This window comes from Clavibacter nebraskensis NCPPB 2581 (genome assembly GCF_000355695.1).
Classification (GTDB): Bacteria; Actinomycetota; Actinomycetes; order Actinomycetales; family Microbacteriaceae; genus Clavibacter; species Clavibacter nebraskensis.
Window position 1 is genome coordinate 30,482 of the sequence record NC_020891.1, and the last position, 22,962, is coordinate 53,443.

At 73.8% G+C, this 22,962-nt stretch carries 25 protein-coding genes; 14 read left to right on the plus strand and 11 right to left on the minus strand.

Going from position 1 to position 22,962, the window contains the following annotated elements:
- Window positions 1-36 precede the first annotated feature (36 nt).
- Window positions 37-159: a type B 50S ribosomal protein L36 gene (gene ykgO, locus CMN_RS00150; protein WP_015488840.1), complete on the minus strand. Its 123-nt coding sequence runs from the start codon at window positions 157-159 to the stop codon at window positions 37-39.
- A 44-nt stretch (window positions 160-203) separates the two neighbouring features.
- Between ykgO and CMN_RS00155 the strand changes: the two genes are divergently transcribed.
- The 6 genes from CMN_RS00155 (at window position 204) to CMN_RS00180 (ending at window position 6,644) form a co-directional block, all read left to right on the plus strand.
- Entirely contained in the window at window positions 204-1,277 is a 1,074-nt protein-coding gene (locus tag CMN_RS00155; RefSeq protein ID WP_015488841.1) for a GTP-binding protein, read from the plus strand.
- Between the two features lie 106 nt (window positions 1,278-1,383).
- A complete protein-coding gene (locus CMN_RS00160) occupies window positions 1,384-3,195 on the plus strand; it encodes a RecQ family ATP-dependent DNA helicase (protein ID WP_015488842.1) in 1,812 nt (603 codons plus the stop codon).
- 98 nt (window positions 3,196-3,293) lie between these two features.
- Entirely contained in the window at window positions 3,294-4,523 is a 1,230-nt protein-coding gene (locus CMN_RS00165) for an FAD-dependent monooxygenase (protein ID WP_015488843.1), read from the plus strand.
- A 24-nt stretch (window positions 4,524-4,547) separates the two neighbouring features.
- A complete protein-coding gene (locus CMN_RS00170) occupies window positions 4,548-5,024 on the plus strand; it encodes a MarR family winged helix-turn-helix transcriptional regulator (protein WP_015488844.1) in 477 nt (158 codons plus the stop codon).
- Between the two features lie 257 nt (window positions 5,025-5,281).
- Complete coding sequence (gene glsA, locus CMN_RS00175) at window positions 5,282-6,241, plus strand: glutaminase A (RefSeq protein ID WP_015488845.1); 960 nt, start codon at window positions 5,282-5,284, stop codon at window positions 6,239-6,241.
- 190 nt (window positions 6,242-6,431) lie between these two features.
- Window positions 6,432-6,644 (plus strand): hypothetical protein, encoded by a 213-nt coding sequence (locus CMN_RS00180; protein ID WP_041465180.1) that lies wholly within the window; start codon window positions 6,432-6,434, stop codon window positions 6,642-6,644.
- On the opposite strand, the gene CMN_RS00185 is transcribed toward CMN_RS00180, so the two are convergent.
- Both CMN_RS00185 and CMN_RS00190 read right to left on the minus strand, forming a co-directional pair.
- Window positions 6,641-7,678: an alpha/beta fold hydrolase gene (locus CMN_RS00185; protein ID WP_015488846.1), complete on the minus strand. Its 1,038-nt coding sequence runs from the start codon at window positions 7,676-7,678 to the stop codon at window positions 6,641-6,643. The genes CMN_RS00180 and CMN_RS00185 overlap by 4 nt on opposite strands.
- Window positions 7,679-7,731: 53 nt before the next feature.
- Window positions 7,732-8,199, minus strand: coding sequence for a VOC family protein (locus CMN_RS00190; RefSeq protein ID WP_015488847.1), 468 nt, complete (start codon window positions 8,197-8,199; stop codon window positions 7,732-7,734).
- Between the two features lie 239 nt (window positions 8,200-8,438).
- Here CMN_RS00190 and CMN_RS00195 point away from each other — a divergent pair, with 239 nt between their 5' ends.
- From CMN_RS00195 to CMN_RS00220, 6 genes are all read left to right on the plus strand, one after another.
- A complete protein-coding gene (locus tag CMN_RS00195) occupies window positions 8,439-9,245 on the plus strand; it encodes a sugar phosphate isomerase/epimerase family protein (protein WP_015488848.1) in 807 nt (268 codons plus the stop codon).
- Window positions 9,242-10,351, plus strand: coding sequence for a Gfo/Idh/MocA family protein (locus tag CMN_RS00200; RefSeq protein ID WP_015488849.1), 1,110 nt, complete (start codon window positions 9,242-9,244; stop codon window positions 10,349-10,351). The genes CMN_RS00195 and CMN_RS00200 overlap by 4 nt, the downstream gene beginning before the upstream one ends.
- Window positions 10,352-10,456: 105 nt before the next feature.
- Window positions 10,457-11,155, plus strand: coding sequence for a HEAT repeat domain-containing protein (locus CMN_RS00205; protein WP_015488850.1), 699 nt, complete (start codon window positions 10,457-10,459; stop codon window positions 11,153-11,155).
- Between the two features lie 90 nt (window positions 11,156-11,245).
- Window positions 11,246-12,475, plus strand: coding sequence for a helix-turn-helix domain-containing protein (locus CMN_RS00210; RefSeq protein WP_015488851.1), 1,230 nt, complete (start codon window positions 11,246-11,248; stop codon window positions 12,473-12,475).
- Window positions 12,402-12,890 (plus strand): PIN domain-containing protein, encoded by a 489-nt coding sequence (locus CMN_RS00215; RefSeq protein ID WP_041465339.1) that lies wholly within the window; start codon window positions 12,402-12,404, stop codon window positions 12,888-12,890. The genes CMN_RS00210 and CMN_RS00215 overlap by 74 nt, the downstream gene beginning before the upstream one ends.
- An 88-nt stretch (window positions 12,891-12,978) precedes the next feature.
- Entirely contained in the window at window positions 12,979-13,605 is a 627-nt protein-coding gene (locus CMN_RS00220; RefSeq protein WP_227077792.1) for a dienelactone hydrolase family protein, read from the plus strand.
- 9 nt (window positions 13,606-13,614) lie between these two features.
- Here the strand turns inward: CMN_RS00220 and CMN_RS00225 are convergent, their stop codons facing one another.
- On the minus strand, window positions 13,615-15,102 hold the full coding sequence (locus CMN_RS00225) for an MFS transporter (protein ID WP_015488854.1): 1,488 nt from the start codon (window positions 15,100-15,102) through the stop codon (window positions 13,615-13,617).
- An 81-nt stretch (window positions 15,103-15,183) separates the two neighbouring features.
- Here CMN_RS00225 and CMN_RS00230 point away from each other — a divergent pair, with 81 nt between their 5' ends.
- Window positions 15,184-15,930 (plus strand): TetR/AcrR family transcriptional regulator, encoded by a 747-nt coding sequence (locus CMN_RS00230; protein ID WP_015488855.1) that lies wholly within the window; start codon window positions 15,184-15,186, stop codon window positions 15,928-15,930.
- A gap of 10 nt (window positions 15,931-15,940) precedes the next feature.
- Here the strand turns inward: CMN_RS00230 and CMN_RS14695 are convergent, their stop codons facing one another.
- The 5 genes from CMN_RS14695 to CMN_RS00245 form a co-directional block, all read right to left on the minus strand.
- The gene (locus CMN_RS14695) at window positions 15,941-16,093 is read right to left on the minus strand and encodes a hypothetical protein (protein ID WP_227077704.1); all 153 of its coding nucleotides are present in this window, start codon (window positions 16,091-16,093) and stop codon (window positions 15,941-15,943) included.
- Between the two features lie 245 nt (window positions 16,094-16,338).
- The gene (locus CMN_RS15045; RefSeq protein ID WP_165583301.1) at window positions 16,339-16,512 is read right to left on the minus strand and encodes a hypothetical protein; all 174 of its coding nucleotides are present in this window, start codon (window positions 16,510-16,512) and stop codon (window positions 16,339-16,341) included.
- Between the two features lie 10 nt (window positions 16,513-16,522).
- Window positions 16,523-16,879: a hypothetical protein gene (locus CMN_RS00235; protein WP_015488856.1), complete on the minus strand. Its 357-nt coding sequence runs from the start codon at window positions 16,877-16,879 to the stop codon at window positions 16,523-16,525.
- Between the two features lie 391 nt (window positions 16,880-17,270).
- Window positions 17,271-20,594, minus strand: coding sequence for a thioester reductase domain-containing protein (locus CMN_RS00240; RefSeq protein WP_015488857.1), 3,324 nt, complete (start codon window positions 20,592-20,594; stop codon window positions 17,271-17,273).
- Between the two features lie 63 nt (window positions 20,595-20,657).
- Window positions 20,658-21,263 (minus strand): 4-phosphopantetheinyl transferase, encoded by a 606-nt coding sequence (locus CMN_RS00245; protein ID WP_227077705.1) that lies wholly within the window; start codon window positions 21,261-21,263, stop codon window positions 20,658-20,660.
- Window positions 21,264-21,559: 296 nt separating this feature from the next.
- Between CMN_RS00245 and budC the strand changes: the two genes are divergently transcribed.
- Window positions 21,560-22,327 (plus strand): meso-2,3-butanediol dehydrogenase, encoded by a 768-nt coding sequence (gene budC, locus CMN_RS00250; RefSeq protein ID WP_015488859.1) that lies wholly within the window; start codon window positions 21,560-21,562, stop codon window positions 22,325-22,327.
- A gap of 6 nt (window positions 22,328-22,333) precedes the next feature.
- On the opposite strand, the gene CMN_RS00255 is transcribed toward budC, so the two are convergent.
- Together CMN_RS00255 and CMN_RS00260 are read right to left on the minus strand one after the other, a co-directional pair.
- Entirely contained in the window at window positions 22,334-22,600 is a 267-nt protein-coding gene (locus CMN_RS00255) for a hypothetical protein (RefSeq protein WP_041465341.1), read from the minus strand.
- A gap of 14 nt (window positions 22,601-22,614) precedes the next feature.
- Window positions 22,615-22,860: a hypothetical protein gene (locus CMN_RS00260; RefSeq protein WP_015488861.1), complete on the minus strand. Its 246-nt coding sequence runs from the start codon at window positions 22,858-22,860 to the stop codon at window positions 22,615-22,617.
- Between the last annotated feature and the right edge of the window lie 102 nt (window positions 22,861-22,962).

The window sequence follows — 22,962 nt, forward strand, 5'->3', positions numbered from 1 at the left end:
GGCGACCCAGATGCGGGGCGCCGGCCGGGCGGCGGGTCAGCCCTGGCGGGCCTTCATGCGCGGGTTCTTCTTGTTGATGACGAAGACGCGGCCGCGGCGGCGCACGACCTGCGCGCCGGGGATCTTCTTCAGGGCCTTGATCGAGTTGCGCACCTTCATGGGGATGGTCCTTTCACGAGAACGGTTCTCAATAGACTAGCGCCATGCCCGCTCGCGACCACCTGCCCCTACCCGTGTACCCGCAGCCGCCGTCGGGCGTCGTCCTCGTGGTGGGCGAGGGATCGGGCCTCCGCGCGGTGCTGCGCGACGCGGTCGACGACGTCGCGGCGAGCGTGCTCGTGCTGCCGCCCGAGGAGGCGGATCCGGTCGAGCCCATCGCGCGGTTCCTCGACGACCTCGCCGAACGCGGGCCGGGCGCGGAGGCCGTGGTGGGGATCCCCGCGTCCGCCGACGCGCGTGCGACCGGGATGCAGCTCGACCTGCTGCTGCGCCGCGAGCATGAGCTGCAGCGCACGCTCGGCGGGACGGGATCCGGCTTCGGCCTGCGTCACGTCGTCTCGGTCGTGGCCGCCGACCGGCTGCATTCGATCGCCTTCGGCCGGGTCGAGGACGCGTTCGACGAGGCCGAGACGCTCGCCGACCTCGTCGAGTACGCGACCGTGGTGGTGCTGACCGGCATGGCCCGCGTGCCGCTCGAGTCGCGCGGCACGCTGCTCGCGCTCGTGCGGCGGCTCGCCCCGCGCGCCGCGGTGCTCGACGCGCGCCGGCCGCTCGCGCTCCACCGGCTGCCGCGCTGGGGCGACGTGGCGGGGCTCGCCGCGTCGGCGGGGTGGATGCGCGAGCTCACCGCTGCGGGCGTCGCGACGCGGCCGGGGGAGGTCGACCGGCTGGACGGGCCCGTGGGATCCGTGGTCGTGGGCGACCCGCGGCCGCTGCACCCGGAGCGGCTCGCGCTCGCCGTGGAGGAGGAGCTGCGGCCCGACCGCGCGGGCCTCGTGCTGCGCTCGAAGGGCTTCGTGTCGCTCGCGTCCCGGCAGGGCGAGGTGGGCGGGTGGTCGAGCGTGGGATCCATGCTGACGCTCCAGCCGACGAGGATCGACCCATGGCAGGAGGGCGCGCCGCACGGCACGGAGATCGCGTTCTTCGGGGTTGGGCTGCGGCCGGCCGTGCTGCGGCGGGCGATCGGGCGGGCCGTGCTGACGGGCGCGGAGCTCGCGGCGGGGCCGGCGGCGTGGGCCGGGTACGCGGATCCGTTCCCCCGCGTGGACGCGGGCTGACGGCGCGGCGCGGCGCGGCGCGCCCGGCCGCCGGCGAGCGTGACGGCCAGCCGAGAGCGGTTGCGCGCGCCTGGTCACTGCTCGGCGCCCGGCGTTCAGTGGGGAGGTGAAGCAGAACCACACCGCGGCGGGCACGACCCGCACCACCCGCACGACCACCCGCACCGCGCACGACCGCACGGCCGACGAGCGGCCCGCCGACGACCGGCCCGCCGCCGAGGATCCGGCCATCGTGCCCGTACCCGCGCCGGGCCCCGAGCCCGAGGACGCGCTGCGCGTCGCCCGCGAGTCGTTCGGCTGGGACGAGCTGCACGACGGCCAGGTGCGCACGATCGGCCCGCTCGTCCGCGGCCGCGACGCGCTCGTCGTGATGCCCACGGGCTACGGCAAGTCCGCGATCTACCAGGTCGCCACCGTGCTGATGGAGGGCCTGACCGTCGTCGTCTCGCCGCTCATCGCGCTGCAGGCCGACCAGGTGCAGAACCTCGAGGACGCGCCCGCCGCGCCGCCCGCGCGCGTGATCAACAGCACCATCCGCGGGAAGGCGCTCGAGGAGGCGTGGGCGACCGTGGAGGAGCCCGGCGCGCGGATCGTGTTCCTCACGCCCGAGCAGCTGGCGCGCGACGAGGTCGTCGAGCGGCTCGTGGCGCGCGGGGTGTCGCTCGTGGTGATCGACGAGGCGCACTGCGTGGCGTCGTGGGGCCACGACTTCCGGCCCGACTACCTGGGGCTCGGCGGGGTGATCGACGCGCTCGGGCACCCGCCGACCGTCGCGATGACGGCGACCGGATCCACGCCCATCCGCACCGAGATCGAGGAGCGCCTCGGCCTCCGCGACCCGTTCGTGCTCTCCAGCGGCTTCGACCGGCCGAACATCCGGCTCGAGGTGCGCCGGCACACCGAGGAGTCCGAGAAGCGGCGCGCGATCGTCGCCCACGTCGTGGAGCAGACGCAGCCGGGCCTCGTCTACGTCGCCACGCGCCAGGACGCCGAGGACTACGCCGACGAGGTCCGCGCCGCCGGCCTCCGCGTCGACGCGTACCACGCGGGCCTGCCGGCGGCCGAGCGCGAGCGCGTGCAGACGGCGTTCCACGAGGACGCCGTGGACGTGGTCGTCGCCACGAGCGCGTTCGGCATGGGGATCGACAAGCCGACCGTGCGCTACGTGATCCACGCGGCGCCGCCCGAGTCCGTCGACGCGTACTACCAGGAGGCCGGGCGCGCGGGCCGCGACGGGGAGCCGGCCGTGGGGATCCTGCACTACCGCGCCGAGGACCTCGGCCTCCGCCGTTTCTTCGCCGCGCGCACGCCCCGGCCGGCGAACCTCCGCGACGTGTACGCGGCGGTCGCGGTGGCGGGCGTCGACGGACCGGTGCGGCCGGCCGCGGTCGCCGAGCGCGCGGGCATGTCGGCGCGCACGGTGGGCGGCGTGCTCAACCTGCTCGTGGACGCGGGCGTGCTCGGATCCGACCGCGATGGCGCGTACGTGCGCGAGGAGCTGGATCCGCGGGAAGCCGCCGCCCGCGCCAAGGAGGTCGCGCAGGAGCGCGAGCGCATCGAGGTCTCGCGGCTCGACATGATGCGCGGCTACGCCGAGACGCCGCAGTGCCGCCGCCAGTACCTGCTCGGCTACTTCGGCGAGGAGTCGCCGGAGAGATGCGGCAACTGCGACGCGTGCGACCGGCTCGCGGAGGTGGACGCGCACGAGGAGGCGATGGGCACGCATTTCGCCGAGGATGCGCCCGCCGAGTCCGACGAGATGTTCCCGGCCCAGTCGCCGGTGACCCACGCCGAGTGGGGGCCGGGCACCGTGATGAGCACGGAGGAGGACCGGATCACCGTCTTCTTCGAGAAGGAGGGGTACCGCGTGCTGTCGCGGCGGATCGTGGAGGAGGGGGAGCTGCTGCGGCCGGCGTGACCGCCGCTCCTATCGCTTTATTGTGATGTGACTCCGCAATGGAGCTTTTTCGGCGGATCCGCGTCATGCTCGGGATTCCATCGACGAGAGGCACGCGCATGACCGAGAACCGACGACCGCGCCCGAGGGTGCTCGTGACGGGCGCGAGCATCGCGGGACCCGCCGTGGCCTGGGGTCTCGACCGCGCCGGCTACGACGTGACCCTGCTCGAGCGCTCCGCCGAGCAGCGCACCACCGGCCAGAACATCGACATCCGCGGCACGGGGCGCGAGATCGTCGACCGGATGGGGATCCGCGACGTCGTGATGCGGAACCTCACCGGCGAGGACGGTACGCGCTACGTCGACGAGGACGGCCGGCCGTACGCCGTGTTCCCGCGCACCGAGGGGGAGGACGGCCCGACGGCCGAGATCGAGATCCTCCGCGGGCGGTTCGCGGGGATCCTCGTGGACGCGCTGCCGGCGGGCGTCGAGCTCCGCTACGGCGACCTCCTCGTGGGCGCCCAGCAGGACGCGTCGGGCGTCGACGTCGAGTTCGACAGCGGCGCCCGGGAGCGCTTCGACCTCGTGGTCGTCGCGGAGGGGCGGAGCTCGCGCACCCGGCGGATCCTCTTCGCCGAGGAGACGGAGCTGCGCGACTTCGGCGTGAGCATCGCGTACGGCACGCTCGACCGACTGCCCGCCGACACCGACGCGTGGGACTGGTACACGGGGACGCGCGGGCGCGTGGCCTCCATCCGGCCGGATGACGAGGGCACCATCCGGGCGAGCATGTCGTTCGAGTCGGAGCCGATGGGCGTCGAGCAGCTCCCCGTGGAGGCGCAGCTGGAGGTGCTGCGGGCCCGGTTCCGCGGTGCGGGGTGGCAGACGCAGCGGATCCTCGACGGGTTCGCCGCCCGGCCGACCGAGTTCTACACGCAGCGGATGGAGCAGGTCGTCGTGTCGCGCTGGGCGAAGGGGCGCGTGGTGCTGCTGGGGGACGCGGCATGGGGATCCGGCCCGACCGGCATGGGCACGACCCTGTCGCTCGTGGGCGCCTACCTGCTCGCGGGCGAGCTCGGGAAGGCGGCGGAGGATCCGTCGGACACCCCGCAGGCCGCCTTCGCCCGCTACGAGCGGCTGATGCGGCGCTACGCGGACAGCGCGCAGGGGCTCCCGCCGGGCGGCGCGCGGCTGCTGCACCCGTCGTCGCGCGCCGGTGTCGCGGCCATGCGCGCCGCCTTCCGGGTCGCGTCGTCGCGCCCGGTGCGGTCGTTCGCGCAGCGGTACCTGCTCACGAGCGAGAAGCACGTGCCGGTGATCCCGCGGTACCCGGCGCTCGTGGCGTGACGCGCGTGCGGGAGGATCGAACCCATGACGGATGAGGGAGCGCGCGTGCTCGAGGCGCTGCGGGGCTATGCGGTGCGCTACCAGGAGTCCGCGCACGCCTTCGCGCGGTTCATGGGCCTGCCGACGTCGGACGGCACGGCGCTCGGCGAGATCCTCTGGGCGGAGATCGCCGGCGTGCGGATGACCGCCGCCCGGCTCCGCTCGCGCCTCGGCATGACCTCGGGCGCGACCACCGCGCTCGTCGACCGGCTGGCGGCGCGCGGCCTCGTGACCCGCAGCCGCGAGAGCGACGACCGGCGGATCGTGACCCTGCGGACCACCGACGAGGTGCGCACCCGCAGCGCCGACTTCCACGGCCCGGCCGCCCGCGAGCTCGAGCGGGCGATGGGCGAGTACGACGACGCGACGCTCGCGGTCGTGCGCGGGTTCCTCGAGCGGCTGACGGGCGTGCTGCCGACGGGGGAGGGCGGGGCGCTGGCCTCTCCCGACACCGCCGACTGACCGGTTGGACTAGCCGCGGAACGTCGATGCGGATGCATGCGACGCGGGCCGTGGCCTACCGTGTGGGTCAGCGGGACGAGCCCTTCGGGTGGGCGGTCCTCGCGTAGCGTCGGCGTCTCGGGGGAGACGTTCCGACCGCCCGGTCCTCCGTGCACGGAGGCCGGGCCACACCCGCTTCCGCGGCGTCGCGGTCACGGCAGGGTCCGTGGCCGCGGTCCGCTCGGGACGGCCGCCGCCGGCGCTGGCAGGCTCGGGGCATGACCGCTCCCGGATCCGGCCCGCACGACGCCGCCTACCCGCTCGACCTCGACCGGCTGCTCGCGGGCGTCGCCGACGATGGCGCCGGCGAGGTCGACGACAGCATCCCGCAGCTCGCGGAGACGGATCCGTCGCTCGCCGGCATCGCGCTCGTCACGCCCGACGGCCGCACGCACGCCGCGGGCGACAGCGCGCACCCTTTCTCCATCCAGTCGGCGGTGAAGCCGTTCCTGTTCGCGCTGGCCCTCGCCGAGACCGATGGCGCCGCGCTCGACGCGGTGGGCATCGAGCCGACGGGCGAGGCGTTCGACGCGATCAAGCTGGAGAGCGGCACCGGTCGGCCGCCGAACCCGATGGTGAACGCGGGGGCGATCCTCACGGCGAGCCTGGTGCGCGGATCCTCCCTCGAGGAGCGCACCGAGCGGATCCTCCAGGGCCTCAGCGCATTCGCGGGCCAGGAGCTCGAGGTCGACGAGGAGGTCGCCGAGTGCGAGCAGCTCCTCGGCGACCGCAACCACGCGCTCGCGCACCTCATGCGCTCGGAGGGCACGCTGCACGTCTCGGCCGACGACGCGGTGGCCGCGTACGCGCGGGCGTGCGCGGTGCTCGTGACGCCCGGGATCCTCGCGGCGATGGGCGCGACGCTCGCGTGCGGTGGGCGTAACCCGCTCACCGGGTCTCGCGTGGTGTCGCGGGAGGTCGCGCGCGACGTGGTCTCCGTGATGGCGACATGCGGCGTCTACGACGGCTCCGGCCGGTGGATGCGGCGGGTCGGCGTGCCCGCGAAGTCGAGCGTCTCCGGCGCCATCGTGCTCTCCGCCCCCGGCCGCCTCGGCGCCGCCGTCTTCAGCCCGCCGCTCGACGACCAGGGCACGAGCGTGCGCGGCGCGGTGCTCGCGCAGCGGCTGGCGGATGAGCTGGGGCTGCACGCGTTCGGCGGCGCGGACGGGCGCGGCTGACGGATCCGCCGCCGGCACCTCGCACGGAGCGCGTGCTCCCTTCGACCCGTTCCGGCCGCACCTGCGCCCGGGTAGCGTCGCCCGGACGCGCCCGCCGACAGCTGGAGGACCCCATCACCGCACTCGACCTCATCGCCCTCGCCGCCGTCGACGCCTAGATTCGGCGGCCCGGGCGGCCCCCGGCGGACCCATGGCGGGGCTCGTGCTCGGCGGACTCGTGTCCCTGCTGCTCCCGCTCGCGGCCGTCGTGCTCGGCATCGTCATCGCGGTGTCCGTCGTGCGGACGCGGCGGGCGACGGAGCGCATCGAGAGGCGGCTAGAGGCGCTGGAGCGGGCGTCGCGCGATGCGTCGACGGCCGGCCGCGAGGGGACGGGCGCGCGCCCGGAGGCGACCCCGCGCTAGCCGCGGGATCGGGCGTCGCGGCGCGCGCCCCGCCGCCGCGCCCGCTCCGCCGCGTCCGCCATCGCCTCCGCGTGCGCGGTCTTGGCCCGGCCGATCGCGGCGTCGTCGTCACGGTGGATCGCGAGGCCCTCGGCGACCTGGGCGCGGAGGGCGCGGAGCGAGTCGCCGAGCGTGGGCGCGAAGTCCGCGTGCTCCTCGTCGTGCTGCTCCTCGCCTTCCGGGAACCGCCGCAGCTGAGCCGATGCGTCCTCAGTGGACGAGCCCTCGACGGGCGGCCGCTCGAGGTGGGCGAGGCAGAGGCGGGTGACCTCGTCGGCGTGGTCGTGCATCACCGAGTGCGCGGCTCCCGGGATCTCCCACAGCCGAGCCCGCGGCAGCAGCCGGCCCATCTCCTCCACCCACGCGCGCGGGACGACGGCGTCGTGCTCCCCGCGGATCACGAGCGTGCTGGCGCGGATGTCGGGCAGGCGCGCCTCGATCGGGAACGACATCATCCGCGGCAGCACCCGGAGGAACCAGCGCACGCCGCAGACGAGGTAGGCGCGGATGGCGAGCACCTGGATCCGGCTCGGTTCCCGCACCGAGGAGCGCAGGAAGCGGAGGGCGGCGCGCGGCACCCACCGCGCGGCCGGATCCATGACCGGGCTGATGAGCACCACGGTGCTGATGCCGGGCCGCCGAGCCGCGAGGTCCGCCACCACCTGCGTGCCCATCGAGTGGCCGACGAGCACGGGGTCGGCGAGGCCCAGGCTGTCGATCGCGGCGCCCACGAGGTCGGCGTACTCGCGGATCGCCAGCGCGCGACCGGGATGCGCGACGCCCGCGAACCCCGGCAGGTCGAGCGCGTGCACGGTGCCGCGGGCGTCGAGGTGCGGGGCGAGGCGCTCGAAGTAGTCGGAGCTCACGCCGATGCCGGGCACGAGGACGAAGGCCCGGTCGCCGGGGCTGCCGAGCGTGCTGATCCGCACGGTGAGGCCGCGGTGCACGAGGCGCGTGACGCGGACGGTCGTCGCGGGGCGGCCGTGCTCGGTCATGCGGTGCCTCCTGCGGCGGCGGGTCGTCGGGTGCGATCCGCGAGGCGTCCACGCTAGGGCACCGCCGCTGCGGATCCGTCGAGGGCGGCGCCGCGGCGACGTCCGACGGACAGCCGGCGCGGAGGCTCAGTCGTCGCGCCCGCTTCCCCGCTGGCCACGCACAGGCAGAACGGGTGCCCCGCCGGATCCGCGTACACGTCGAAGCGGTCGGGCACCGTCGGGTCCGCGGCCGGCTGGAGCAGGCGGCCGCCGAGGGCGAGCACGCGCTCGCGGCCCTCATCGAGGTCGTCGACGTAGAAGTCGAGGTGGATCTGCTGCTGCTGGCGCGGGCCCTCGCCCGGCCACTCCGGCGGCACGAAGTCGGGAGCGGGCTGGATCCCGATCTGCCAGCCGGCGTCGAACGACACGTAGTGCCAGTCGCCGCCCGCGTGCACCTCGCCGTCGAGGAGCCCGGCCCAGAAGGCGCTCTCCGCGGCCAGGTCCGGTGCGTCGAGCACCACGATCGTCTGCCGGATCCTCATGCGCGGTCCTTCTCTCCTCGTCGAGCGGGTGACGTCAGCCTGGCGCCGGCCTCCGACACCGACCAGGATCCGACGCCCGCGCCCCTGGGATCCGGACCCCGACCACCGGTAGGTTTGACGGCACGGCGCCTCCCGCGCCGGAACACCCTGCGGGCATCGTGGCTCAGTCGTCCTCATGCGGACGGCGGGAGCGTGCGACGGCCGTCGGGACACCAGTCCACCTCCTGAAAGGAGCGACCATGTCCGCCCCCTCCGTCCAGCTCTACACGGTCCGCGACGCCGTCTCCGCCGACCTGCAGGGCGCCGTCGCCCGCGTCGCCGAGATCGGCTACACGCAGGTCGAGCCCTACGCGTTCGTCGAGCGCGCCGACGAGTTCGCCGCCGCGTTCGCCGCGTCCGGCGTCACCGCCCCCTCCGGCCACGCGCCCGTCATCGACGGCGACGACGACCAGGCCGCCCGCACCTTCGACGCCGCCGCGAAGCTCGGGATCCAGACGGTGATCGACCCCTTCATCCCCTCCGAGCGCTGGCAGACCGCCGACGACGCGCACCGGATCGCCGACCGCGTCAACGAGCTGCAGGTGCAGGCCGCCGCGCGCGGGCTCGCCTTCGGGTACCACAACCACCAGTGGGAGTTCGCGAACAAGGTCGACGGGCGCCCCGTCTACGAGCTCTTCGTGGAGCGCCTGAACGCCGACGTCGTGCTCGAGCTCGACACCTTCTGGTCGACCGTCGGCGGCATGGACACGCCCGCCCTCCTCCGCCAGCTGGGGGAGCGCGTGCGGTTCCTGCACGTGAAGGACGGCAAGATCTCCGACGCGATCGCCAACGTGCTGCCGAGCGCCGAGTCCGCGCTCGTCGTGCCGCCGGAGCTCGCGCAGGCCTTCAAGATGCAGGAGCCCGCGGGCCAGGGCGACGTCGACGTCGCCGCCGTGCTCGCCGCCGCACCCCACGCGCTCCGCGTCGTCGAGTTCGACGACTACGCGGGCGACGTGTTCGACGGCATCGCGGCGTCCTTCGCCTGGCTGCAGGAGAACGACAAGTGACCGGCGGCACCGGCCGCGTCGGCGTCGGCGTCATCGGCGCGGGCGTCATCTCGGGCACCTACCTGGAGAACATGACGGCGATGCCGGACCTCGAGGTCCTGTTCGTCGCCGACATCGACCTCGACCGCGCCCGCGCGCGCGCCGAGGAGCACGGCGTGCCGCACCACGGCACGGTCGACGAGCTCTTGCGCGTGGACGAGATCGAGATCGTCGTGAACCTCACGCTGCCCGCCACGCACGCGGAGGTCGGCCGGCGGATCGTCGCCGCCGGCAAGCACGTGTGGAGCGAGAAGCCGCTGGCGCTGGACCACGAGTCCGGCCAGGACCTGCTCGAGGCGGCGCGCGCCGCCGGCGTGCAGGTCGCGTGCGCGCCCGACACCGTGCTCGGCGCGGGGATCCAGTCGGCCATGCGCGCCATCGCCCGCGGCGACATCGGCGAGCCGCTCACGGCGACGACGCTCTTCCACGTGCCCGGCCCCGACGCCTGGCACCCGAACCCCGAGTTCCTGTTCGCCAAGGGCGCCGGACCCCTGTTCGACATGGGCCCGTACTACGTCACCACGCTCGTGCACGCGTTCGGCGCGGCGGAGACGGTGAGCGCGGTCTCCTCGACCTCGCGCACCACCCGCACCATCGGCAGCGGACCCCGCGCGGGCACCGACTTCCCGGTGGAGGTGCCGACGCACCACGCGGCGCTCATCTCGTTCGCGGGCGGGCAGTCGGCGCAGTCGACGTTCAGCTTCCAGAACGCGCTGCCGCGCATGGGCTTCGTCGAGATCTCGGGCAGCGAGGGCACGATCGTGCTCCCCGACCCGAACACGTTCGAGGGCGACAGCCAGCTGTGGCGCTTCGGGCAGCAGGAGCCGGAGACGCTGACGGCTCAGGGGTCCACGTACGGCCGCGGATCCGGTGTGCTCGACCTCGCGCGCAGCATCCGCGGCGGCGACCCGGTGCGCGCGTCCGGCGAGGTCGCGGCGCACGTGCTCGACGTGCTGCTCGCGATCCGCGACGCGGCCGACAATCGCGAGGTCGTGCAGGTCGCGTCGAGCGTCCAGAAGCCGACGCCGCTCGCGGAGGACTGGGACCCGGCGGCGGCGACGCTGTAGCGCCGCACCCGCACGGACGCTTCGACCAGACGGCCCCGCATCCCCTTACGGATGCGGGGCCGTCCCGCGCTCGGCGGCGGGCGACGCGCGGGGGAGACTGGACCCATGCCCGCACCCTCCGGCCGCCCCGACGACGCCGAGATCGCCGCCCGGCTCGCCGCCGCCCTCCGCGCGCCCGACGCGTCCGCCCGGCTGCAGGCCGCGCTCACCGCGGGCACCCGGCCGGATCCCGCGCTCGTCGAGGGCCTCATCCACCGCTGCCGCGTCGAGCCCGACCTCAACGTGCGCGAGATGCTCACGTGGGCGCTGATCCGGCACGACAGGGAGCTCACGATCCCGCCGCTCATCGCGGAGCTGGCCTCGCCCATCCCGCAGGCGCGCAGCCAGGCGCTGCACACCCTCTCCAAGATCGGCGACCGGCGCGCCCTGCCCGCGATCGGGCGGCAGCTGCTGCGGGACCCGGACGAGCACGTCGCGCGCACGGCGTGGCGGACGGCATCGGGCTTGATCGACGCCGACCGCGACCCGACCGGCGCCGGGCTCCTCCTCCGCGAGCTGGCGTCGCAGCTCGGCCGCGGACCCGCCGAGATGCAGCACAGCCTCACGCGCGCGTTCGTCGCGGTCGGCCGGCTGGCGCAGCCCGCGGTCGAGCGGTCACGACAGGCGGCCGACGGGCGGGTGCGGATCCATGCGCTCGCCACCCTCGCCATGCTCCGCGACCCGGCCCTCCGCTTCGAGGACGCGATCGACGACGCGCGCCAGCGGTCGTTCGGCTGCCACCTCGAAGGGTCCGCGCACCCTTAGCCTCTGACGGTCGCGACGCCTCTGCCGGGACCGGATGCGATTCAGAGCAAAGAGGCGCGGTGTGAGCTCGGGTGTGCGAAAGTGGCACACATGGATGCAGCGGGGTTGGGGCGACGGATCCACGAAGAGCGGGAGCGCGCCGGGCTGAGTCAGGGGCAGGTCGCGAGTGCCATCGGGCTCGACAGGACGGCCGTCAACAAGATCGAGGCAGGGATCCGAAAGGTCACGGCGCTCGAGTTGGCCGCCGTGGCCGACGTCCTGGGCATGAGGATGGGTCGTCTGTTGGAGGAGCCGCTGCCCGCGATCGTGTCCCATCGTTCCCACCAGGGACTCGAGGTGGTCGATTCCCAGATCGACAAGGCCTTGGCGGACATCGCCGATGAAGTGGAATTCATCCGGGCACTGGGTCCGTCCGATGCGACGGAGCGTGACCCAAGGGCCGGTGCGTCGCGACTCCCGCAGTCGGACGAGGAGGCCGAGGCCCTCGCCGGAAAGGCCCGCGATCTGATCGGATATTTGCCGGATGATCCGGCGACACGGCTTGTCGACAGGGTCAGCGGCATCGGGTTGTGGGCCTTCTCTCGTGAACTCGGCGTGGATACTGCGGACGCGGGGATGATTCGGCTCTCCAGGGGTGGCGTGAGCCTGGTGAACAGCAGCAACAAGGTCGGTCGACGGCGGCTGGCCCTTGCTCACGAGCTCGGCCACTACCTCGTGCAGGACGACTACACGGTGGACTGGCGTGTGAGCGACGGTGGCGGCACGGAGGCGCGGCTGGACCGTTTTGCGCGAGCGGTGCTTCTGCCGGGATCGGCTTTCCCGGAGTTCTGGCGGAGCCAGCTGGAAATCCGTTCGCTCCGCGAAGCGTCCGTCATCACGGCCTCCACGTTCTACGTCGACATGGCGACGCTCGCACGGCGAGTCAGCGAATTGAGTCTCCCCGGAGAGGTGGACGAGATCCGCCGGGTGCGTACGACAAAGGCGGACATCGTCGAATGGGGCTTGAACGACACCTCGGAGATGGAGGGGACGAGCTTCCCCACTGCGTACGAGAAGGGCGTATTGCGGCTGTACCGCGATGAGCAGATCAGCATCGAGCGTGCCCTCGAGCTCCTGCAGGGCACCTACGGCGAGTCAGACCTCCCCGAGAGGAGGTCCGGAGCGAGGGCGAGCTCTGGAAGTTCGTCTCGTGAGCGCGGCGAGCGATCCGCTGGTCTTCGACACCGGACCGCTGCGGCACTTCGCGATGCAGGGCTGGCTCGGGCCGCTGCGATTTCTCACAGGCGACAGAGGCGTCGTGGTCCCGGAATCCGTCGATAGGGAGTTGCGTGCCCAGGCGGATGATCACCATGAACTGCGCATGGTGATCGACGTGGACTGGATAGATGTCCATCGTGCCGATGACATGGAGCATCTCGCCGCATTCGCTCGCTACGAGCGACGACTCGTGGTCGACGGGAAGAACCTCGGTGAATGCGGAGTCCTCGCCTTGGGTGCCACGAAGGGCTGGGAGATGGTGCTCGACAACGCCGCTCCTCGCGCGATCGCCGAGTCGGAACGGCGTCGCGTGACCGCTACCGTCCCCCTGCTCTGCCAGGCGATCCGCGCCGGCCAGCTCACGGTCCCCATGACGGAGCAGTTGGCAGATGAGCTCATCATGGGCAAGTACTTCCTGCCCTTCCCGGTCGGCGGCTTCAAGGCGTACGCGCTGGAGCAGGGTCTCATCGACTACTGATCCCGTGAGCTCCCCGGACGGCGGCCCTTCCCCGCGCTGACCCGCGTGCCTAGGGTGGCGGCACGGCGCCCCGCGACGGGGCGCCCGGATCCGCGCCCGCGCGCGGTCGACGAGAGGCGCGCCCATGGCCGAGATCGTGCTGTTCCACCACGTGCAGGGCCGGACCCCCGGCGTCCTCGCGTTCGCTGACGCGCTGCGGGACGCCGGCCACGCCGTGCACGTGCCCGACCTCTTCGACGGCGCGCTGCCCGGCACCATCGAGGCGGGACTCGCGCTGATGGCGGGCCTCGCCGACCACGTCGTCGCCGAGCGCACCGACCTGGCCCTCGCCGGGCTGCCCGCCGAGCTGGTCTACGCGGGCGTCTCGTGGGGCGGATCCATCGCGCAGCGCCTCGCGCAGACCCGCCCGGGTGCCCGCGGCGCGCTCCTCTACGAGTCCTTCGTGTCGCTCTCCGCGGAGTGGGCGTTCGGGCCGTGGCCGGCGGGCGTGCCCGTGCAGGTGCACGGCATGGCGCGGGATCCGTTCTTCGCCGGCGAGGGCGACCTCGACGGCGCGCGCGAGCTGGTCGCCGAGGTCGGCCCCGAGCTCGCCGAGGTCTTCGTCTACGACGGCGACGCGCACCTGTTCACGGACGCGTCGCTGCCGTCGTCGGATCCCGTCGCCACGGCCCTCGTGCTCGAACGGTCACTGGAGCTCCTAGCCCGGATCGGCTGAGCCGCCCGCTCACGCCGCGACGCGCTCGGCCTCGGGCGCCGCCGGCTCCTCCGTCGTGCGGGAGTCGCTGAGCGACAGCGCACCGACCGTCGCGATCACGCCGGTCAGCACGGCGACCACGAGGTAGGCGGCGCGCTCGCCCGCGAAGAAGGAGTGGATCAGGTCGCTGCTCCACGCACCTGCCGGGAGCGCCGTCGTGACGAGGGCCGCGATGAGCGTGCCGACGACCGCCGTGCCGAGGCTCGTGCCGAGCTCCTGCGCGGTGTCGTTGAGGGCGGCGCCGATGGAGGTGCGGTTCGCGGGCATCGCCTCGACGAGGGCGACCGCGCAGATGGTCATGATGGTCCGCAGCCCGATGGTGAACACGATCATCGTCGCCATGATGGCGAGGTAGCCGTGCTCGACGGCCCAGGCCAGGCCGACGAGCCCGCCCACCAGGAAGCCGGTGCCGAGGAGGCACGCCATGCGGTGGCCGAGGCGGACGGCGAACCGCTCGGCGAGGGGGCTCGCGGCGATCATCGTGACGATGATGGGCAGGTTCGCGAGGCCGGCCCGCATGGGGCTCCAGCCGTACGCGTACTGGAAGTGCAGGATCAGCCCGAACATGATGCTGGCGAACGCGACCGACGCCCCGAGCTGCGTCAGCGCGGCGCCGCGGACGGGTCCCGTGCGGAAGATCGCGAGGTCGATCATGGGCGAGGCCGCGCGGCGTTCGCGGAGGACGAAGCCCGCGACCGCGGCGACGGCGCCGAGCGCGCAGGCGAGCGTGACGGGCGCGAGCCACCCGTGCTCCACGCCGCTCGTGAGCGTGTAGCAGCCGAGCCCGATCGCGGCGACGGTGAGCGCCGTGCCCGGCAGGTCGAGGCGCTCGGTGGTGAGGTCGTCGCGGCGGTCGGCGGGGACGCCGCCGCGGACGCCGATCCACACGAGCAGCGCGAGGGGCGCGTTGATCACGAGCAGCCACTGCCAGCTGACGGCGCCGAGGATCGAGCCGCCGAGGAGCGGGCCGAGGACGAAGCCGGACATGCCGACGACCATGACGATCGTGATGGCGCGCATGCGCAGCCTCTCGTCGTCGAAGAGGCGGAAGATCAGCGACATCGTGACGGGCGCCATGGCGGCCGCGGCAGCGCCGAGCGCCGCGCGCAGGGCGATGAGCTCGCCGATGTCGGTGACGAGGACGACGGCGAGGCTGATGAGCCCGAACGCCGCGAGGCCGATCAGGAGGACGCGGCGGCGGCCGAACCGGTCGGCGGCGGATCCCGCGGTCAGCAGCAGCCCGCCGAAGGTGAGGGAGTAGGCGCCCGTGACCCACTGGAGCCCGGTCGTGCCGCTGTCGAGCGCGCGCCCGATCGTCGGCAGCGCGATCGACAGCAGAGTGTTGTCGACCATCTCGACGAAGAAGGCCAGGCAGAGCGCGGCGAGCGGGATGGCCGCGGCGCGGAGGGAGGCGTGCGTGCGGGGCGGGGCGGAAGCGGTGGGGGTCGTCGTGCTCATGGGGTCCTCTTCTTATCGAACGCCGTACGAGTATCGGACGACGTTCGATAGTATGGAACGTCGTTCGGTAGGATGCAAGGCATGGCAGCGGATCCCCCCACCGAGAAGAGCGGTCCCCCGACGGCGCCCGCGCGTGCGCGGGGACGCCAGCGGGCCTCGCACTCGCTCGACACGGTGCTCGCGGAGGCGATCGCGATCCTCGACGAGTCGGGGGAGAGGGCGCTCACGTTCCGGGCGCTGGCGGCGCGGCTCGGCGGCGGCGTCGCGAGCATCTACTGGTACGTCGCGAGCCGCGACGAGCTCCTCGAGAAGGTGACCGAGGAGGTCATGGGCCGGGTCCTGACGGAGACGGAGCCGCTCACCCGCGGATCCGACCCGGTCGAGAACGTGCGCGCCGTCGCCCTCGCGCTCTTCGACGAACTCGTGCGCCGGCCCTGGTTCGGGCAGTACATGCTCCGGAACACCGGGCTGCAGCCCAACTCGATGATGATGTACGAGCGGATCGGCCAGCAGCTCCTGGGGCTCGACCTCACGCCAGGGCAGCGCTTCCATGCGGTGTCGTCCATCGTCAGCTACGTCGTCGGCGTCGCGGCCGACCTCGCGGAGCCGCCGCCGAAGGAGTTCCTGGAGAGCGGGCTGGATCGTGAGGGGTTCCTGGGGACGCTCGCCGACCGCTGGCGGGAGCTCGACCCCGAGGAGTACCCGTTCGCGCACGACGCCGCGGGCGAGATGGCGGCCCACGACGACCTCGACGTGTTCCGCTCCGGGCTCGACCTGCTGCTCGCGGGGGTCCGGCAGCAGGCGGGGCTGCCGCCGGCGTCGTCGTGACCGGCTGGCTCTAGGGCGCGGGCACCGCGGCCAGCAGCTGCTCCGCGTCGCGACGCGCCTCCGAGATCTCGGCCGTCCCGAGCCCGCAGGCACGCAGGCACGTGGCGGCGATCGCGTCGCGGTCGGCGTCGCCCGGCTCGCCGCGGCGGCGGAGCTGGATCACGAGCTCGGCCAGCTGGATCAGCTCGGCGGAGGCACGTTCCGCGGTCGTGTTCGACGAGGCCTCGCGGCGGATCCGGATGCGGTCGCCCTCGCCCGATGTCGAGGTGCAGGGCGATGTCGGAATGGCACGCCACGCGCTCGCATGGTCGCCCTCGCGGACGATGACTCGGCGGAGGCCTCCCCGACACGGACGGGCAAAGGAAGAAGCCCACCGAGTCGATCCTCGATGGGCTTCTCGTGTCGGCGTCAGCGTTCGGAGCGCGTGGGGGTGAACATCCTGAACACCCGCATGCCCACGGCGAACAGCACGCACGCGATGACGAAGGCGACGATGCGGAAGTCATGCGGTACGAGCGCGACCCCCCCGAGGAGGATCGCCGCCATGGCCAGAGTCGCTGCAAGCGATTTCCGTGTGGTCATCGGTCACTTCCTATACGAACAGGGCTCCGATGCATCCGAATGCACCGGCGGCGATGAGTCTAGCGGCGATGACGCGGGCGTCGCCCTTCGAGATGAAGTGGTCCGCGACGAGCGCGCCCACCGCGATGCCGGCACCCCGGTAGCACTTCAGCTCGGCGGCGGTCGGCGTGTGGGACTGGACCTCGGTCTTGACGCAGTCCTTGTACGCCTGTGAAACGTGCCCCTTCGTGTGAGGCAGGCTGGCGCAGAGGTCGGCGAGACTGTCGATCGCGTGTGCGGGAGCGGGCGGGGTTGCCACAGCGGCGCCCCCGCCGAGAAGCGCCCCGGTGAGCGCCAAGCCCGCCACTGTCATGCGGATGTTCTTCATGGGTTCTCCTCGTCCGGGACGGATTCTGAATTGTCAAGCTAGAGCGGGGAGCGGGACGATTTCAAAGCCCGGCGAGGCGTGGCAGACCGTTCCCGCTCGAGGCCCCACGAGTCGGCGTCCACGATCAGCTCCTCCCGGCGTTCGCGTGCACGGGCCCAGCACTCCTGCGCCGCGACGACGCCGGAGCCGGGACACCCGGGCAGCTCCGCTCACCAGCTCCGCGGTCCCCACCCGTCGCCGCGCACGTCGATCATGCGACAGGGCAGATGCCCTCTCATCCGGACGTCCTGCCCGCGCGCCGAATCGCAGCACCGGGGCGCGCGGGCCGTCGACAGGGGCCGGCAGCGCGTGGCTGCTGGCCCCTCCTCACGTGCCTCGCATCGAGATCAGCTCACGAGATCGCCATCCGCGCCGGCTCGAGCAGTCCCAGGAACACGAGGTCGTCCGCCACCTTGGCGATGAGCGCGCGGTCGAGCGAGGGGATCTCCGCCGCCCCGAGCGGGCGGACCCGGCGGACGGCCGCGGCGAACGCGTCGGCGGGGATGGCCGAGCCGGCGTGCGGCTCCTCGGGTGCCGCGAACGCGTGCATCAGCGGCAGGACAGACCGGGCGCGGTCCGCGTCCGGCAGCGACGACAGCGCCTCGCGGAACCGCTCGACCCACTCCGCGTGATCCTCGACGCGCTCGATCTCGTGGCCGTCCTCGCGGAGCCAGTCGACGAAGGTGTCGAGCGAGACGCCGTCGTCGTGGGGGTTCACGACGTTGAAGCTGCGGTACCCCTCCGTGAGCGCGGCGCCGATCCCGTCGATCGCGGCCGCCGTGAAGTCCGCCGGCAGGCCGTCGTAGTGGGACCGCTGGCGCTCGCCGTCGGGGCCGCGCCGCACGAACGAGGCCGGGGCGAGCCCGGTGGTGAGCACGCTCCAGATCAGGCGGGTGAAGACGTCGGGGAGGTTCACCTGACCGCGCCAGCGCGGGTGCGCCAGGATCATGTCGGACCGGAACACGGCCACGGGCACGCCGTGGTGCTCATGCGCCTCGCGGAGCAGCACCTCGCTCGCCCACTTGCTCGCCCCGTACCCGTTGGCGTACTCGTCGCCGACGGCCCACTCGGGGATGGTGGCGCGGATGTCGGCGTCCTCGTCGAGCGCGCCGGGCGCGGCCGGATCCGCGTCGGCGGCAGCGCTCGGCTGCGCGCCGCCGGCCACGGCGACGCTCGAGACGAAGGTGACGGGCACGCTCCCGGCGGCGATCGCCAGGCGGATCACCTCGGCGGTGCCGACGACGTTCGGGCCGAACAGCGCCGGGTACGGGAGGACGTGGTTCACGAGGGCCGCGGCGTGCGCGACGAGGTCGACCCGGGCGGCGAGATCCTCCCACCGCTCCTCGTCGAGGCCGAGGTGGTGCTCGCTGACGTCGCCGGCCCGCACCTCGAGCGCGCCCGCCAGCTCGGCGAAGCGCCGGGCGAACGCGGGATCCGCGGCGAACGCGGCGTCGAGGCGGCGCCGGGCGTCGGCGTCGTCGGCGCCGCGCACGACGCACACCAGCGTGCCGCCCTCCGGGGCGAGGCGCTCGAGCCAGTCGATGGCCATGAACCGGCCGAGGTAGCCGTTCGCGCCGGTGAGCAGGACGGTCCGGGATCCCGGCCGGGCGGCCGAGGCGCGGGGGACCGGCGCCGGGATGCCGCCGAGCACCCGGTCGAGCCGGAGGTCGCCCACGCGGAGGGTGGATGCGCCGGCGCCGTGCACGCGGGTCACGGTCGGCCGGTCGTCGGAGGCGGAGCGCTCCACGTACGCGGCGACGGCGGCGAGGTCGTTGGTCGGGTCGGTGAGGACGCCGACCGGGACCTCGGTGCCGAACACGTCCTCGAGGATCCCGGAGAACGTCAGCGCGGACAGCGAGTCCCCGCCGAGGTCGGAGAACCGGGCCGCGGCGGCGGTCGCGGGGGACACCTCGGCCCCGAGGAGCTGGAGGGCGGCGCGCACCACCGTGTCGACCGTCGGCTCGTCGCCGGCGCGCTCGCGGAGGGCGGCGACCAGGGTGCCGGTCTGCTGCTCCTCGAGCGTGTCGTAGAGGGCGGCGAAGCGCTCGCCGGACCGCTGCGTGAGACGCAGCCGCAGGAGCTTGCCGGCGTCGGAGAGCATGCCGTCGTCGACCGTGAACGGCCGCGGCTCGACGATCACGCCGCGGGGCACCTCGTAGGGGGCGAGGCCCTGCTCGCGGGCGGTGCGCTGCAGGGCGGCGAGGATGTCGCGGTCCGACGCCCCCTCGTTCGCCGGCACGACGACCGCGACGAGGAACGCGTGCCGGCTGTCGCCGTGCAGCGCGATCTGGTGCACCTCGGGCGTCCCGCCGTACGTCGCCTCGAGGGACGCCACCGCGACGAACTCGCCCTGCGACAGCTTGATCACGTTGTTCCGGCGGTCGAGGTACTCGTAGGTGCCCGGTCCCGTCTGGGCCATGACGTCGCCGGTCCGGTAGAAGCCGTCCTCGTCGAACACCGCGGCGGTAACGTCGGGCCGGCGGAAGTACCCGGCGATCACGGCGGTGCTCTTGATGAGCAGCTCGCCCCGCGGGTGCGGGCGGTCGGTGGTGCGGTACCCGAGCTCGGGTACGTCGACGAGCTTGTGCTCGGTGACGGGAGGCTGCTGGATCACCCCGTCGTGGAGGATCCCGCCGGCCTCGGTCGACCCGTACAGGTCGTGCAGCGTGATCCCGAGGCAGCCCTCGATGTACGTGCGGAGCTCGGGCGTCAGCGGGGCGCTGGTGCAGATCGCCCGGCTGATCCGCCCGCCGAACGCGCGGACCCGCAGGTCGGTCTGGACCGCCGCGCGCACCGCGTCCGGGTCCGTGCCGCCGGCGGCGAGCCGCCGCTGCTCCTCGCGGTCGCCCTCCTGTCGCACCATCTCCGCGACGCGCGGCACGAAGACGAACTCGGTCGGGGCGAAGGCGCGGAGGTCGTCGAAGAGCGTCGACAGGTCGGTCGAGGTCGCGAGCGCGACCGTGCCGCCGCGGCCGAGGGTGGAGAGCAGGGAGGAGCGGCCGGTGAGGTGGCTCATGGGCAGGTACGCGTACCCGACGATGGCGTCGGCCGCGGCGGCGTCGGGGCGGAGGGCGTGCCACATCCGCTCGACCATGGAGCGGGTGTACATCGCGCCCTTCGGCGTGCCGGTGCTGCCCGACGTGTAGATCAGGAGCGCGAGCGGGTCCTCGCCGGGTGCCGGGTGCCACGGGCTCCGGCGCGGCAGGCCCGCCCCGCGGGCGACGAGCGCCTCGAGCGCCAGGTCGGTGTCGGTGTCGGTGTCGAGCAGCATCGTCCGGATGCCGTCGGCCGAGGCCTCGACGACCGCCCGGGCCGTCGCGGACTGCTCGGCGGTGGCCGCGATCCAGACCGGCGCCGTCTCCTCGACGATCGCGCTCAGGGCCGCGACGGGCGCGCTCGCCTGCAGGGGGACGCTCACCGCGCCGAGGATCCAGGTGGCGAGGTCGAGCGTGACGGCGTCCGCGGTCGCGGTGCCGAGCACCGCGATGCGGTCGCCGGCGGACACGGTCTCCCCGAGCGCCGCGGCCAGTGCGCCCGCCCGGTCCCACAGCTCCCGGAAGCTCGTGTCCGTGATCTCCGGGCCGGATCGCTGCCGCAGCGCCGTCCGCTCGGCGTGCTGCTCGAAGATCGCCTCGATCGATCCGTCGTGCTCGTTCCCCATGTCGTCAGTCCCCATGTTCTCGTTCCCCACGTTCTCGTCCTCTCGTCGTTCGTCCCGGTGCGCGTCTGCGCTCCGGCCTCAGTGCTCCTCGAGCGCGATCCCCGCCAGCGCCAGCCCCCGGGCCACCGCCCACCTGCCGGTCCCGGCGAACGCCGGCCCCCGGCGCGCACGGGCGGCGAAGGAGCCGTCCGGGTGGAGGGCGACGTCCGCGCCGTCGATGCCGTGCCACCCGCCGTGCGCCGACGTCCGCGCCTTCGCGACGGCCTCGGCCGCGGCGAAGAGCACGCTGTCCGGGCTGTCGATCCCGGCGGCGCGGAGCGCGTCGAGGCCCGCGGCGACGGGTGCGCTGCCGAGATCGGCCACGCGCGCCAGCACGCCACCCGGCAGGGGGCGGGCGGGTGTCGCGTCGATGCCGATCCCGGCGTGCTCGTCGCGGCGACCCACGGCGCACGCGCGGAGTCCGACGCAGTGCGTGATGCTGCCGACGACCCCGGGCGGCCAGACGGGCGCTCCGCTCCGGGCGACGGGGATCGATCCGCGTCGGATGCCCAGGGCCGCGAGCGCCTGCCGCGCGAGCGCGCGACCGGTCACGAACTCCGCGCGACGGCCCGGGAGCGCGGTCGCGACGGCGTCGCGCTCGTCGTCGGTCAGGTCCCCGTCCACGTCGTGGTCCGCGATCGTCACGACCACGGATCCCGGGAGGAGGACCTCCCAGGGGATCCGCGTAAGTAGTTGCACTGACACAACTAAACCCCCGCTTCCTCCATGGTTCCCGGGTCCCGCGCCGCGCGCTACACTCCGCTGCCGGACCGGCGGGAGGGAGCAGCGGCCGGTCGGCCCGTCCCGTCCGGCGCCTCGGAATCGCCCCAGCGGCCCTTGACGGAGCGGGCGCGGGGGAGTCGGCTGGATGCTCCCGACGGCGGTCCTCGCCTCCCGGCGACGGCGCCCGCCGTCCCCGCGAACCCCTCAGGAGGATCACCATGGCTGGACGCTTCGACGGCAAGGTCGTCATCATCACGGGCGCCGGATCCGGCATCGGCGAGGCCACCGCCCGCCGCTTCGTCGCCGAGGGCGCGAAGGTCGTGATCACCGACAGCGTCGAGGACAAGGTCCGCGCGGTCGCCGACTCGCTGCCCGAGGGCACGGCCACCGCGCTCGTCGCGGACGCGGCCGTCTCGGCCGACGCCGACCGCGTCGTCGCCGCCGCGATCGAGGCCCACGGCCGCCTCGACGTGCTCGTCAACAACGCGGGCACGTTCCAGGCCGGGCCGATCTCGGGCATCACCGACGAGGAGTGGCACCGCGTCATCGACACCGACCTCTCCGGCGTCTTCTACGGCACGCGGGCCGCGCTGCCGCAGCTCGTCGCGACCCGCGGATCCATCGTCAACGTCTCGTCGGTCTCGGGCATGGCGGCGGACCACCACATGAGCGCGTACAACGCGGCCAAGGGCGGCGTGAGCAACCTCACGCGCGCCACCGCGCTCGACCACGGCGTCGACGGAGTGCGCGTGAACGCGGTCGCGCCCGGCCTCATCTGGACGGAGCTGGTCGCCGGCAAGGAGGACGACGAGGAGCTGAAGGCCGAGTTCGCGAAGCGCATCTCGCTCGGCCGCGGCGGCGAGGCCGACGAGGTGGCGGCCGCGATCGCGTTCCTCGCGAGCGACGACGCGTCGTTCATCACGGGCGCGATCCTGCCGGTGGACGGCGGCACCACCGCGAGCAACGGGCAGCCCTCGCAGGCGTAGCGGGGGTCAGGCGGTGGGATCCCCGTCGCCCACGCTGGCGCCCGGTGCATCCGGCAGCCCCGCCCGCAGCCGCGCCGTCCGCCCGCGCACCAGCTCCAGCCGGGCCTCGTCGAGCGCGGCGGATGCGGCCCGCGCCCGCCGACCCGCGCGCGCGAACCGGACGAGCACCACCAGCGCGAACACGATCCCGACGATGACGACGACCGTGACGACCGACCAGACCACGTCGTACGCCGCGGGCAGCAGGATGCTCGGGGTCTCCTCGCCCTCCATGTCGCGCACCCCGCTCAGGCGATCGGATCCGCGGGGCCGGCGTCCGGCGCACCCGGCCCGTCGACCTGCAGCCGGGCGGTCTGCTCGCGGATGAGCTCGAGCCGCGCCTCCTGCAGCGTCGTCGTGCTGAGCAGCGTCTGCCGGGCCGCGAGCGCGAGCCGGATGAGCACGACGGCCAGGACGACGACGAGCACGACGACCGCGAGCGAGACGAACAGGTACCAGGCGGGGCCGAAGCCGATGCCGGAGTCGGAGATCATCCCCCGAAGCGATCGGCCGGGAGCGCTCCCGCACGAGGGAGCCACCCGCACTGGGGTGGACGCCGACGGGCCCGGCCCCGTTGAGGAGCCGGGCCCGTCGGG